The 15095-nt window shown below is 36.0% G+C and carries 9 protein-coding genes; 6 read left to right on the forward strand and 3 right to left on the reverse strand.

The features are described 5' to 3' along the window. Positions 1-89 precede the first annotated feature (89 nt). The 3 genes from H4K33_RS10755 to H4K33_RS10765 all read left to right on the forward strand — a co-directional run bounded on the left by H4K33_RS10755 (position 90) and on the right by H4K33_RS10765 (position 7983). On the forward strand, positions 90-536 hold the full coding sequence (locus tag H4K33_RS10755) for a hypothetical protein (protein ID WP_182648788.1): 447 nt from the start codon (positions 90-92) through the stop codon (positions 534-536). A gap of 389 nt (positions 537-925) precedes the next feature. Then, a complete protein-coding gene (locus tag H4K33_RS10760; protein ID WP_255493662.1) occupies positions 926-6877 on the forward strand; it encodes an alpha-2-macroglobulin in 5952 nt (1983 codons plus the stop codon). Positions 6878-7017: 140 nt separating this feature from the next. After that, a complete protein-coding gene (locus tag H4K33_RS10765) occupies positions 7018-7983 on the forward strand; it encodes a hypothetical protein (protein WP_182648790.1) in 966 nt (321 codons plus the stop codon). Positions 7984-8079: 96 nt separating this feature from the next. On the opposite strand, the gene H4K33_RS10770 is transcribed toward H4K33_RS10765, so the two are convergent. Beyond that, the gene (locus H4K33_RS10770) at positions 8080-10569 is read right to left on the reverse strand and encodes an outer membrane beta-barrel family protein (RefSeq protein WP_182648792.1); all 2490 of its coding nucleotides are present in this window, start codon (positions 10567-10569) and stop codon (positions 8080-8082) included. An 82-nt stretch (positions 10570-10651) separates the two neighbouring features. Continuing rightward, entirely contained in the window at positions 10652-10993 is a 342-nt protein-coding gene (gene arsC, locus H4K33_RS10775; RefSeq protein WP_182648795.1) for an arsenate reductase (glutaredoxin), read from the reverse strand. Positions 10994-11035: 42 nt separating this feature from the next. Here arsC and H4K33_RS10780 point away from each other — a divergent pair, with 42 nt between their 5' ends. Genes H4K33_RS10780 through glsA form a run of 3 tightly spaced genes read left to right on the forward strand, consistent with a single transcriptional unit; the run spans position 11036 to position 14028 of the window. Continuing rightward, positions 11036-11941, forward strand: coding sequence for a CPBP family intramembrane glutamic endopeptidase (locus H4K33_RS10780; RefSeq protein ID WP_182648797.1), 906 nt, complete (start codon positions 11036-11038; stop codon positions 11939-11941). Between the two features lie 20 nt (positions 11942-11961). Next, positions 11962-12996, forward strand: a complete 1035-nt coding sequence (locus tag H4K33_RS10785) for an AMP-binding protein (protein ID WP_255493663.1) — start codon at positions 11962-11964, stop codon at positions 12994-12996. A gap of 15 nt (positions 12997-13011) precedes the next feature. After that, positions 13012-14028: a glutaminase A gene (glsA, locus tag H4K33_RS10790; RefSeq protein ID WP_182648801.1), complete on the forward strand. Its 1017-nt coding sequence runs from the start codon at positions 13012-13014 to the stop codon at positions 14026-14028. 89 nt (positions 14029-14117) lie between these two features. Here the strand turns inward: glsA and H4K33_RS10795 are convergent, their stop codons facing one another. Then, complete coding sequence (locus H4K33_RS10795) at positions 14118-14810, reverse strand: hypothetical protein (protein ID WP_182648803.1); 693 nt, start codon at positions 14808-14810, stop codon at positions 14118-14120. Between the last annotated feature and the right edge of the window lie 285 nt (positions 14811-15095).

Here is a 15095-nt window from a genome sequence, read left to right on the forward strand (position 1 = left end):
AGCGCAATGGTGGTTTGTTCGATTTTATTAAAGTTTGGCCTGATGAACACCGAAAACTAGATCCTTTCAGATATTAAAAAAATAGTACTATGGAATTTCAAACATTATTTACGGAGTCCAAGGGACAACCGATTCATTACAAAGGAAAAGAATTACGTTTAATAGAAAAACTTTTTTTAAATGAGAATGAAATAACAATCGATGTAGAGTTTATTTCAACAAATAGTAAATGGGTACAAGGAATTGTTATTGAAACCAAGGGAGATTTTAAAGTTAATAACCAAATCTTACCATTTAAAATTGTGTTATGGGAAGATACAGCTCCTAAAAAAGTTTCAATTGAAATATTTTCCAAGGATAAAAAAGTAAATGTTTACAATGTCTGGAGAACAACTGATGGAACTGTAGATTATTGGCATAATGGTGCTGCTTTCTATATTGAAAAGATAGAGGATAGTTTTGTTTATTATTGTAATGATGGATGTCCTGATGATGATTTTGATGATCTGATATTTAAAGTAAAAGTTCACCAATAACTCTCAATAGTATAGGTGTATTTTGATGATACACAGTTAATTGTTTTTTGAAGTAGCCCAACTCCTCGTTATCAGTAGTCGATGGTGGTATTCAGGGAGGTCCACGTACTATTCCAGATTAAAAAAAGTCGAAGTAAAAAGATAATTTAAGTGAGTAATTAAACCATAGCAAAAGAGCGTACTTTCGGGCGCTCTTTTTTTTGAAGAAAGAATAAACTTGTAGAGCGAAAAAAGACAAGTTGAATCGAGAAAAGTTTTGTTTCTATTGATGTAAGTACAAGATTTTAAATAATTTATTTATTTTTTTATAATCAAGTGTTTTTTAGGGAAGTAATGACTTATATCATTGCGAATAGTTATATATTTATGCACCCAATTTATTATTTCTTATGAAAAAATTAAATATGTATTTAATGATACTTGCTCCAATATTAGGCTTTGCACAACAGCCTAATAAAAAGATACAAGAGCTTTGGAAAAGTATCGAAAACAAAGAAGCAGAACAGCAGGTACAAAGTATGCTTCCTGAAGTACAGGAAGTCATTGCACTTTCGCGACAATCAAAAGCCTATGCCAGTCTTTTAAAAGGAATGTTTTATGAGGCGAGAATCAATATCACAACCAAAGAAGACAAAGAATACGATATCAATTCCGTTTTACAAACCTTTGAAGGGGAGTTAAAAACAGCTTCTGGAGAGTATAAGGCAATTCTTCAAGCGTATATCGCGCATTTATACCAATTGTACTACGAGGAAAACGCTTATAAAATTAGCGATAGAACAACAATAGAGCAACAGAAAAGCAACGACATTCGCTTTTGGACCAAAGAAGATTTCGAAAGAGAAACCACAGCTTATTGGGAACTTGCATTAGAAACAGCGAAGAAACAAAGTACAGCAACAGTTGGAGGATGGAGTGATATCTTTCAATCCGCTGAACTCTACAATTTAGATTTTTCTAAGTTTGCTGTTTACGATGCTTTGCGCATCGATTATGCGCTGTTCTTAAACAACGGATTTAACTATCGCATTACGGAAGAGCAAAGACAAGAGAAAAAGAGCCAAGCAAAAGCCTTGATGCAGCAAATTATCCAAGAGTTAACTAAAAAAGGACAAGGAGAGTTAGCAGCTTATGTGCAAATCTTTGCACTAAATCAAGTGGATGATCAGAAAGATCTTGCAACGCGCAATAAAGTATATCAAGAACTGCTGAAGCAACACCCAAAATCTGTTTTAGTACACGAAGCAGTTGCTCAGTTTATGTACTATACGTACCGTGATGGGCAAGAAAAAGAAGTAAGCGAAACAGCTGGGGCAACCTTACTGGCGTTTATCGAACAAACAGTGGCGAAGTTTCCTGGAACAGAAACTGCACAGCGTTTGATGCAAATCAAAAAAGTAGTTGAAGCACCTGCATTGGATATCAGTTACAACGCATACGAATTACCAGAAACTAGTTCAATATTGGCGGTAACACACAAAAATTTTAATACCCTACATTTTAAAATTTTAAAATTTGAAGGAGAGGATAAAACCTTCGCCATCAATCAACCAAGTACCTTAGCAGGGTATAAGAAAATTGCGTCAGATTACGAAAAAGTAATGGACTACACAATTGAGTTAAAGCCATTTACGGATTATAAAGCGCATACAACGCATGTAGAATTAAAACCACTTCCACCAGGACGTTATGTCGTTTTGTTGGCCAATCGCGATTTTGATTACTTGACAGAAGAGCAAGACGTGGTAAGTATGGCGTTAATTAATAGTACGTCAAACGCCTTTTTAACCAATGGTAACAAGTTTCGATTATACGATAGAAAAACAGGACAGCCCAAAGCAAATCAAGCCGTATTTTTAGCCAATGGACCTAAAAAAGATCTGAGTAAAGCGTATTGGGAAACAATGGTCAATACAGATGTAAACGGAGAGTTTACTGCTGATTTTATCAAAGAATACGCCAATTTATACTATGGGGTAAAAGGAGAATCGATTTACTATTCAACCTATGCTTATCCTAAAAATAAAGAAACGGAAGAAGGAATAGAAAATGCAAATTGGAACGCCAAAGTGCTAACTGATCGCGCAATCTATCGCCCAGGACAAGTGGTTCACTTTAAGTCGATTGTCTTCCGTCAAAAAGGAAAAACAAGACAGGTAGGCGCCAACCAAATGGTTACCGTTAAATTGATGAACCAACAAACCCAACAAGAAGTGGGGAGCTTGGCTTTGAAAACCAACGAATTTGGATCTGTACAAGGAGAATTCATTTTGCCAACAGCAGGATTGTTGGGGAATATGAATTTTGAAGTGCTTTTAAAAGATGCAAACATCGAAGAATATACGTCAATTTCCGTTGAAGAATACAAACGACCTAAGTTTGAAGTAACCATGGACGCTGTTACTGGGGTATATTACTTCAATGACAAAGTAGAAGCAAAAGGACAGGCTGTTGACTATACAGGAGCTACCGTTTCTCAAAGTAAAGTAAATTATCGCGTAGTGCGTCAATCGGGATTCCGTTATGATGTAAGAGGATATTACGGATGGCCACGTCAGGCACAAGAGGTAACCCTTGCACAAGGAGAAGTAGAAACTGATGCAGATGGAAAATTCACTGTTGAATTTACTGCAGTTCCTGAACGCAAAGACTATAAAGCTGATGATTTACGTGTACATTCTTATGTTGTATATGCAGATGTGGTAGATATCAATGGAGAAACACATAGCAGTACACAAACCATTTATGTAGGGGATAAAAACATCAGCTTACAGTTGCCAATCAGTACAAATGAAATGGTTTCGACCAAAGAACTAGAAGCGATCAAAGTAAAAACCAACAACCTCAATGGAGCGGCATTCGCTGCAAAAGGAGAGTTGAGTATTATAGAGCTAGAAGCACCATACGCAAGACGAATGTTATTGCCCTATGACAACTACACCAAAGAAGATTATGAATTGTATACTTATGAAGAGTTCGTAAGCAAGTTTCCTTATGCAGCCTATGGAGATGAGATTGATCACACCAAATGGAAGCAAGGAAAAGTTGTCTTTACGAAAGCTTTTGATACCGCTAAAGAAAATGAAGTAGCTTTTCCTAATGCGAAAGTATTAGCCTCAGGCTTCTATTTACTCAAGGGGTTTGTATGGGAAAAAGGTGAGAAAACAGAAGTAGAGCAGTATTTCTACTATGACAATACCAAAGAAGAACCCGGTTTAATCTATCAATTGTTATCGATTAAAGCGGATAAAGAAAAGTATAAAACAGGTGAAGTAGCAAAAATTAGACTGCAAAGTGGTGAAAATCAAACAACAGTTGTTGCTTCTATTTTTGTAAATGGACATTTAAAACAAAAGAAAACATTAGAAGTAAACCGCAAGGCAAGTTATTTTGAATATCCAATGACAGGCGAAATGGGCGATGTACGTGTGAGCTTTACTGCGATCAAGCACAACTTCGCTACTCAAAAATCGGCTCAATTGGTCTTAGATTCTAGTCAAGAGGATTTAAAGCTAGAACTTGCAACGTTTAGAGATAAGTTAACTCCAGGACAAGAAGAAACTTGGCGTTTAAAAGTATCAGGAAAAACCAAAGACAAATTTGCTGCAGAGGTCGTAGCAGGTATGTACGACGCTTCTCTAGATCAATTTAGAAGTAATACCTCTTTCCAAACGAGTTTTGATTACTTCTTTAACTATGGACAAGATTCTGATTTCGGAACATATAACCTAAGCAAAAAGAGCTATGCTCAAAATATTTTGAGTAATTCCCTATATCCAAGCCTAGTTTCATATAGTACACCAATTGAGTTGAATCTGTTTGGATTTAGCAGTGGTGCAAGAGGATATTACGGATATTCTAACGTTAAAAGAACGGCGAGTCTTGGAGCACCAGTTATGGCAGCTAAACAAGAAGAGATGATGGATGCGAGTTCAAATCTGGTTTTTGTTGAAACAGCAGGACAAGCTATGTCAGATAATAAGGTTGTTCCTGCACCGCCTCTAAAAGAAGAAAGAAGTTCGGGTGAAGTTCAAATCAGAAAGAACCTACAAGAAACTGCCTTCTTCTATCCGATGTTACAAACAGATGACAAAGGAAATGTGAGTTTCTCTTTTAACACACCAGAAGCGTTAACACAATGGAAATTTATGGCTTTTGCTCATACGAAGAACTTACAGAGTAGTTCGATTGAGCAATTGGTTCGCACTCAAAAGGAATTGATGGTGCAACCAAATATGCCGCGTTTTGTACGTGAAGAAGATCAGATTATCGTTTCTACAAAAATCGTTAACCTAAACGATAAAGCCCTAAGTGGAGAAGTGGAAATTCAGTTCTTTGACGCATTAACTTCTGCGCCAATTACAACTGTTTTGGAGGCGAATAGCTTAGCTAAACAAAGTTTCAATGTAGCCGCAAAAGCCAATACAGAAGCAGCATGGACTATTAACGTTCCGAAAAACACAGTAGCGCTTGGCTATCGTATTATTGCAAAATCAGGAACTTTTAGCGATGGAGAAGAAGCTGCTATGCCTGTATTGTCAAATCGTACGTTAGTAACGGAAACAATGCCGTTATACATCAAGGAAGGACAAAACAAGATCTTTACTTTCGATGCTTTAGAGCAACCAGCTTCTGCAACACGTGAAAATTATAAGTTGACGTTAGAAGTAACAGCAAATCCAATGTGGACTGCCATTTTAGCGTTGCCTTATTTGAAAGAATATCCATACAAAGGAACAGAACAAACCTTTAGTAAAGTATTTGCTAATACAATTGCAACACAATTGTTAAGCAGTAACCCTCGCATTCAATCGGTATTTGATTATTGGTCTAAACAAGGTGCTATTCAATCTAAACTAGAACAAAATGAAGAACTTAAACAAGTATTAGTAGAAGAAACACCATGGGTGCGTCAAGCAGCAGATGAAACAGAACAAATGAAGCGTTTAGCTGTTCTTTTTGATCTAAACAAAATGAAGAACGAGTTAACTTCAGAATTGGAACGCCTGACAAATCAACAAAACACAGACGGAGGATTTCCGTGGTTTAGTGGAGATCAATCCAATGTATATATTACGCAAGCAATTGTAGAAGGATTCGGACAGATGAAACAAGCAGGTACACTCGATGCATCAGCAAGTGAATTAGTGAAAAAAGCTTTGATTTATCTAGATGAACAACATTATGCAACGTATCAGAAAAATAAGAATAACTCAAATTTACCAGCGTTAGATATGCATTATTTATATGTGCGTAGTCTGTTTAAAGATGAGGTGAAAATTCAAGAGAAATACACGAAGATGATTGGTGATTACCGCAAAGAATTAGCCAATCAGAAATCGGGAGATAACTTATATACAACTGCAATGAGAGCAATTGTTTTACAGCGATTTGGAGATGCTAAAGCAGCAAATAATGCAGTGAAGACAATTATGGAAACAGCGGTTCGAAGTGATGAAATGGGCATGTATTGGAAAGAAAACGCTGCAGGATGGTTGTGGTATAATTCGCCAATTGAAACGCAAGTGATGGTAATTGAAGCAGCCCACGAAGTAGATCCAGTAAAATATGCCAATGCCATTGAAGACATGAAAGTGTGGTTGTTGAAAAACAAGCAAACGGTAGCTTGGAGATCGACAAAAGCAACAACACGTGCGGTATATGCCTTGTTGTATTTAGGTAAAAATTGGATGAGTACAGAGCAAGGAGTTGAGGTGAAAGTAGGAGGATATCCTGTTGCTTTTGAAGCATCTGAACAGCGCAATGCAGGATACTATAAAAAAGTGTGGAACGGATCCGATATCCAAGATAAAATGGGTATCGTCGAATTAGACAAGAAATCCGCAGGAGTTGCTTATGGAGCTATGTACTGGCAGTATTTTGAAGACTTGTCTAAAGTATCTAAATCAGGAACGGGCATTGTATTTGACAAACAGTTGATGATTAAAGCCAATACAGATAAAGGACAAGTATTACGCGAAATCACTAACGAAACACCGATCAAAGTTGGAGATGTTGTGACCGTTCGCTTAGAGATTACCGTTGATCGTGATATGGATTACGTACACTTAAAAGATATGCGAGCAAGTGGATTCGAACCAATGAATGTGCATTCAGGTTATAAGAGAAAAGGAGATTTTGGGTATTATGAAGAAACACGTGATGCAGCAACAAACTTCTTCATCACACACCTTCGCAAAGGAACGTATGTATTTGAATACGATGTACGCGCCAATAATGCAGGTTATTTCTCTAATGGAATTACGACCCTTCAAAGTGTATATGCACCAGAAATGAATGCAAACAGCGAAGGCGAAGACGTGAAAATTTTAAGAAAATAACGGTGAATGATCATACATTTATCATTAGAAAAGCCCTTCTCTACTGAGAAGGGCTTTTCTTTTGGAAATCGTCGTGAAGTGGAGATTCTCACGCTCTCAACTAAATGAACTATCTTTGTACTAGCTAAAAAAAAGAAAAAATGAAAAAGATTATTCAGTTTAGTTTACTAGTTCTTAGTGGATTAGTGAGTTCTTGTGATTCGGGTACAGCTTCCTATTGGATGGATAACCCTACAAAGGAAACTATTTCGGTTTACATCGATGAACAGGTGTATGAGATTCCTCCTCAAACGAAAATTGCAATTGATTTAGAATTTGGAAAACACCAAATGAAATACAACGATCAAGTGTTGAATTTTCACAATGGAGGTCGCGTAAACAAGTCGCAGGCCATTATCAATCCAACGCAAAGTAATTATGTATTTTATAAGCGATTGTATATCGATCAAAATGATGCACGATCAACGGATGAGTTTGTCGAATGGGCCATGCGTACACAGAGTGACTCTCTTCGTTTGGTTGTAAATGATACGGTCATGACCTTATTTGTACCTTTTCAGGTATCGAATAAGATATTCATCAGTAAAACAGATTTCGATTGGAAGTACAACATTGACGAACCGATGCCTAATCAAGTAGATTTATCAAGTCCTATTGTGACAAGAAGAAATCGTCAATTGCTCGATGATCCCAATTATCAAGCAGGACGATTTCAAGAAACCGTATACAAAATCTACCGAGAGCAAGATTTTCTTGATTTTGTACACGAGGTTAGCGAGGATAGAATTTCTTTTTTGCTAGACAAAAAACCTTATGCCGCTTTGCCTAAAACGACCATCACCTTGACCAAAGACAAAGAAGTAGAAGACGAAACCTATCGACAAGCAATGGACGATCACCTTAAAGAGTTTGAGAAATGGTTGACAATGAAAGGAAGTAAATCAACAACAGGATTTAAAGAGTTTTTCTTCTCTCAAAAATTAAATGGATTAAGGACAAAGTATTTAGAGCAATATCCAGGAGATTATTCCTTTAATCAAGCTACTAATGAATTAAACGAGCAACTCAATGTATTTATGTTGTATCAATTGAACATTATTGAATAGTTTTTAGCTGGAGAGGAAATCGCCGTGTTCAACTAATAAGTAACTACAACCAACAATCAACATACAAAAAAAGCTGAGCATTTGCTCAGCTTTTTTTTATAACATTTCCATGCCTTCCATATCACCACCAGCAGCGCCTTCAGGACCTCCTGGTTTCATATTTTTTTTATCTATTTTAGGTTGATTAAAGCGATAAGTAAACGAAAGATTAATTTGTCTTCCTCTCCATTGCATTTCACTATGTGAAAGCGATTGAGGTAGTACTAAATCTTGCTCTCTTTTTCTTGAATTGAAGATATCGCTAATATTAAACGTAATGGTTCCTTTGTCTTTTAAGATGTCTTTACTCAAAGCAATATTCCCAGATAAGTTGCCCAATACTTTTCCTTGTGCTGTATTATATGGCGCGCGATACATTCCATTTAATTGCCAGTCAATTTTGTAAGGCAATGTAATTTTAGACGATACACGGGTAAACCAAGCATAAGCATTTTGATCAAAGTTTTGCGTTTCTAATGTACCATCTAAATGCGTAAAGGTATAATCACCTCTTGTCTCTGTACGATAAAAGTTGAAGTTACCATTCAATCTCCACCATTTAAAAGGCGAGTAGTTTAGGGTAATATCCAATCCGTAGCGGTGTTCTGTAGCTAAGTTAATAGGTGAACTAACAGAAATAGGAGTTCCATCTTCTGTTTCCCCTGCAATTCTACGTACAAATTGGAAGGTATCTTCTGTTTTGTTGTAGTATGCAGAAGCATTTAAAGTAAAACCAGTCCAACGTTTCATAAAGCCCAAGTCAATTGCATGAGTTTTCGCCGGATCTAAGTCTGGATTTCCTTGAAAAAAGTTGATATTACTCGTGTAGTTAGAGAATGGGTTTAAGAAAAAACCACGAGGTCTATTTACACGTCTGCTATAGCTAATACTTGTACTTGTACTCTCATTGAGTTCATAGTTTAAGAAAGCACTAGGAAAGAAATCGTTGTATTTTTTCTTGTTGTAGCTTTGAGAAGCTAATTGATTAACATCAATAGAAGAATCTTCCCAACGCAAGCCTACCATAAAACTCAATTGAGAAGTGATACGATTTCCATATTGAGCATAAAGCGCGTGAATTGTTTCTTTGTATTCTAAGCTATTGGATAAACGAGTGTCTGTATTCCAATGACTATTTTGTAAACGTTGAAGGTTAAAATCGGTTGAGTTGTCTTTGAAAGTACCCAAATACCCTGCTTCAAAATTTCCATGTTCCCCTATAGGCAGTGTATAGTCTAATTTGGCTAATCCGCTTTTTTCTTTCTCTTTATTAAAGGTACGCTCAAATGACGTTTGATTTAAAAAATCATTGATGTCGTCTATTGTAGCATTTTCGTTGTCTTTATCTTGAGAGATAGATCCCTCAATAGTTAGTACATGACCTTCCTTGTCAAATTTTTTCTCGAATGTAGTCGTGTAATCTAGGTTATTACGCGTACTCTTTTTTTCTTCGTTGCGGTATCTATTGTATAAGAAAGCGTTCGATGCATCGAAGTAATCGTAGCTTACTCTATTAGGGTTAGACCCAGTATTGCGTCGAGCCGTTACGGTATTGGTCCATGTAATAGAAGGTGTTAGATTCCATTCCAAACCAAAAGTACCATTGTAACCCTGTCTTTCTCTATTGTTGTCTTTATACTCGTAGATACGCTGTGTCGGTTCACCAGTTGCAGGATCAAGATAGCGGTTGTCATTTAAGTTGTATCCTTCAGATTTAGAGTCTCTATATCCCAAAGAAGTAAAGAAATTATATTTTTCACCTCTGACGTTAAACATCGTATTAAGTTCATAGTTACGCGGATCTCCAATAGTTCCTGTAATGCTTCCATTAATTCCCTGAGCTTTGCCTTTGCGTAGGATGATATTGATAATTCCTGCTCCTCCCTCTGCCTCATATCGAGCAGATGGATTGGTAATTACTTCTACACGATCAATTGATTCAGCAGGTAAAATACGCATGGCCTCTTGGATGTTATTGGCTAATCCTGTTGGTTTACCGTCAATTAATACTTTGACGTTTTCATTTCCTCTTAAACTGATAGTTCCTTCACTATCTACCACCACAGATGGAACATTATCCAATACATCTGCTGCAGTACCCCCTTTGACAATCATGTCTTGTCCGACATTGTAGATTTTTTTGTCAAGTTTGATATCAACTGTTGAACGTTCCGCAATAACCGTCACTTCCTCTAGCATTTGAGTGTCGTCTTGCACTTTGTGAGTACCAATATTTGTGTTGCCATTTACGGCAATATGCTTTAGTTCTAAGGTTTTAAATCCTAGAAAATCAATTTTTATATAGTAATTACCATCTGGAACATCAAAAGAGAAGTTTCCTTTTGCGTCTGTCATTGCTCCAGAAACAATAGAAGAGTTACTCTCGTTTTGGGCGTAAATACTAGCGTATTCTAAAGGCGTGTTTGTGGATGCCTCTATTACCGTGCCCGTGACGGTACTTTGAGAGCGGTTCTGAGCTGCTGTTGTTAGTGCCGTTAAAAATACGAACAACAGCAGGAGAACTGATGAAGGCGTTTGTTTTTTCATTATAGTCTGTTAGTTTACTTTCATAAATTAGACTATAATTTAAACCAATGGTTTAATAGTTGTTTTGTTAAAAAAACGTTAATTAAAGGATTTGGTATATTTTCTCTGTGGGTCTTGCTACAATAGCTTTAGATCCATTAACCACCACAGGGCGTTCAATAATTTGTGGATAAGAGACCATCGCTTGAATTATATCCTCATCAGAAAGTGTTTTGTTCGCAAAATTCTCCTGCCAAAACGCATCTTTAGTGCGAACAAGCTCAATTGGAGTAAAGTTTAGTTTTTGTAAAAGTGCTTTAATGTCGTCATAACCAAGGTTTGCATCCAAATATTTTATAATTTTGTAAGCTACGCCTTGTTGTTCCATAAACGCGATACTTTCTCTGGATTTACTGCAACGAGGATTGTGATAAATTGTAATCATAGTGTTAAGGTTTGTTCTCAAATATAGCAATTTTTTTGAAAAATGAAATACATCGATCAACTAGTCTCGCAAGTAAATAAGAAGCAATTACTATATTATCTTCCATTTACCTTCTTTTATTTGATGATAATGTTTGTAAACTGGATAGTTACCAAACTTTCATCAATCTCAACCAAAGAGTTAATTCATTCACAAGTTGAGATTATGGGAAAAAATATGGCTTTTTTTCAGCTTATTGTTCCTTTTACTATCTTTTTGATATTGTTGATCTTATGGGTATTGTTTGTTCATAAACAATCGCTAGTGAGTTTAACAACCTCTCGAACAAAAATCGATGTAAAGCGATTTGCCTTTGCTTTTGGTTGCCAAACTGTTTTAATTCTTCTGAGCTTTGCAGTTAGTTATATCCTAGATCCTAGTGATTTTGTGTTTAATTTTAATTGGACTGCTTTTCTAGGCTTTTTTGTTATTGCGTTAATTTTTATTCCTATTCAAACGAGTTTTGAGGAATATTTCTTTCGCGGTTATTTAATGCAAGGTGTTGGGTTAGCTACAAGAAACAGAGGAATAGCTTTAATTGTCACTTCCGTTATCTTCGGATTGTTGCATATGGCTAACCCCGAAGTAGAAACTTTGGGAAGCGCCATTATGATTTACTATATTGGAACAGGTTTCTTTTTAGGGATAATCACGTTAATGGATGATGGATTGGAGTTGGCTCTGGGTTTTCACGCAGCGAATAATTTAATAGGCGCTTTATTAGTGACTTCTAGTTGGACGGTTTTTCAAACTAATTCGATCTTTTTAAACACTACACCACAAGAAAATATATCCGTATGGGAATTTGTGTGGCAGGTGTTTGTTTTTTATCCTATTTTACTAGTTGTATTTGCTAAGCGATACCAATGGAAAGATTGGAAAAACCGATTATTGGGAAGAGTCGCTTAACTTTATATAAAGTAATGTTTATGGACCATACTTATATTCATCCTCAGTTTAAACTAAATGGGGTAACGCATACCTTTCAATCTCTTGTTGATGTGGCAAACAAAATGACTGCATCTTCAGAAGACTATTGGCGTGAATTGGGCCAGTTGATTTTGCATTGGTTTGATGCTAATGATTCTATTATTCAACGTACTTCCGGAACAACAGGACCACCCAAAGAAATGTATTTAGCTAAACAAGCGATGCGTGCTTCTGCTGAAGCAACAGTTTCTTTTTTTGAGGTCCATGCGGGTAGTACTGCCCTTTTGTGTATGTCAGCACAGTTTGTAGGAGGGAAGCTTATGTTTATTCGTGCCCTTTTGTTTGGTTGGGAATTAGATGTTTGTAAACCTACAGCTCGACCTTTAGAAGGGATAAAAAAGCACTATAATTTTGTGGCTATGGTGCCTATGCAGGTAGAAAATAGTATAGCAGAACTAAATCAAATAGACACGTTGATCATCGGGGGAGCGAAAGTATCTCCAGTTTTAGCACAAGAGTTAAAGAACAAACCTACTAAGGTATACGAAACTTATGGAATGACGGAAACCATTACCCATATGGCTGCTAAACGCATCGGAACTCCTTATTTTGAGGTATTACCTCATGCAAGTATACAAACGGATGATCGCGGATGTTTGGTTATCGATGCGCCAAGTGTTAATCCCAATCAAATTGTTACCAATGACTTAGTTGATCAAATTGACAACAAGCGCTTTGAATGGCTTGGACGTTATGATAATGTAATCAATAGTGGAGGTGTTAAGTTGTTTCCAGAGCAGATTGAAGAAAAATTGGCAACAAAGATTGCCGCTCGTTTTTTTATAACAGGTAAATCAGATAATTACTTCGGTACTATTGTTGTATTGGTGATCGAAAGTAAACCTTATGCTTTGGCAGAGGACGTTTTCGAAGGATTAGCAAAATACGAAAAACCCAAAGAAATACAATTTGTAGACCAATTTGTAGAAACAGCATCAGGTAAGGTAATTCGAAGTAAAAGTTTAAAATCGTAAAAAGAAGTGAAAAAGATGAATAGAATAAAATTACATAAAATAGTACTATTGGTTATGTTGGTAGGAATAGGTCAGGTAAGTCCAAGTATGGCGCAACAAAGTAAGACATCGCTGGACGAGCAAATTACGAAAGAGATGATGCAACAAATTGCAAATAAAAATCACCAATACTACAAAGAAGGAAAAGTAGCTGATTACATCCCCGAATTGGGAAAAGCTAATCCAGAAGCAGTTGCTTTCTCTGTTGTGAAAGAAAATGGAGAAATCATTAATGTAGGCGACGTAAAAGCAAAATTTACGGTTCAGAGTATTTCTAAAGTTATTGCTTTGATGATTGCCGTACAAGAAAAAGGAGAAAAAGCCTTATATGAACGCATAGGGTACTATGGTACTGAAAAAGCATTTAACCATTATGCAAATTTAGAAACAGCAGGAAAACCATTGAATCCCATGATGAATGCTGGAGCTATTTTAACAACTGCTTTTATTGAAGGAGAAGGAGATGTTGCTTATCAGAAAATACTAAAGATGCTTCGTTATATTACTAAAAATGAATCTATCGCGATCAATCAAGCGGTGTATTTGTCTGAAAAAGAAACCGGACACCGCAATCGAGGAATTTTTTATCTATTAAAAAATAATGGTTTAATCGATGGAGAAGAAAATAAATTAGACAATTATTTCAAACAGTGTTCCATTGAAGTTACTGCAGAAGATTTAGCGAAAATAGGCTATTTCTACGCTCATGGTTGTACGCGATTTGATGGAGATAAGACGTATTACAACCGTGATTTAGCAAGACTGATTCAAGCGCAAATGCTCATTGCGGGTATGTATGATTTTAGTGGTGAATATGCGAGAACTGTTGGATTGCCTAGTAAATCTGGAGTTGGTGGTGGAATTGCAGTAAGTGTACCCAATAAAATTGGAATTGGAGTTTTTAACCCAGCATTAGATCAACACGGAAATTCAGTTGTGGGGTATCATATGCTTTATGATTTTGTCAATCAATTGGATTTGAGTCTCTTCTAACAGTACCACAAATAAGGAACGCAATAAAAAAGCAAAGCCCTACTAAATGAATGTTTTAGTAGGGCTTTTATTGTGGTTTAGTATACTCGTTATTTAACATGTAATTTTCGAATGTGATATAGAAAACGCAGGATAAAACCTACGGTAAGAATTGTTACTAAGATTTGAACAATGTGATCAGTTCTAGGAATCATGAGGATGATTAAAATAAAACAACCAACTGAAGCCCACATTCTACTTTTGTAATCTCCCATGGGAACTCTGTTCTTTTCAAAAATTAAAATGAGTAGAGAAACGATGGTCCCACCACCTAATAAGAACAGTATCGCACTCCAATCGGTTTGAGCATAAATAGAGTAAAGTAAACTAATTACACCAATTAAAAGTCCGATATATAGAATGGGACGATCTATTTTTGTTATGGGGAGCCAAGTTTGTGTGCTCTGATAGATAGTGGCACTTGTACTGTTTTCAAATTCTTCCTGAGGAACAAATTTACCCTGAATGCATTTGCGGCGTAAGGTTTTTAAATAGAGTTGAATTATTCCTTCTCCTACATTCATAAAGAGAATTAAATAAGAAGTTTCTTCTTTAGGGAGCTCAATTGAGTTTCTAAAATAATCGAGTTTCCAATGAAGAGTAGTGGCTTCTTGTGGAAGTTGAAGAACAAGAGAATCATTGTGCATGATATAGGCAATTTGTTCTCCTTCATGATAAAGCTTTAACCGCCGGGCGTGATACCAGTTTCTGGGAAAGAAGAGTTTGATGTGTACCGTTTTCATAATAGAAAATTTAAGTTAATGTGAAACTAAAAAAGAATGTATCGCATTATTTTTAATAAGAACATCAAAACTGTTTCAATATTTAAGGTAGAACCATTACCACCGTTTTAAAGTCCTTATAAAGTAAGCTGAACATGCATATTGTATATAGTATTAGATTGTTTTTGGTTGTAAATCAACTAAATTTAGGTATTATATTTCAGATAAGAAAAAAGATAGTGTTAAAATAATTTGTTTTTGATAAGATAAACGTATTCGAATTTAATAAATGAGTTTTTTATCCTT

This window comes from Myroides sp. WP-1, from assembly GCF_014145635.1.
In the GTDB taxonomy this organism is placed as follows: Bacteria; Bacteroidota; Bacteroidia; order Flavobacteriales; family Flavobacteriaceae; genus Flavobacterium.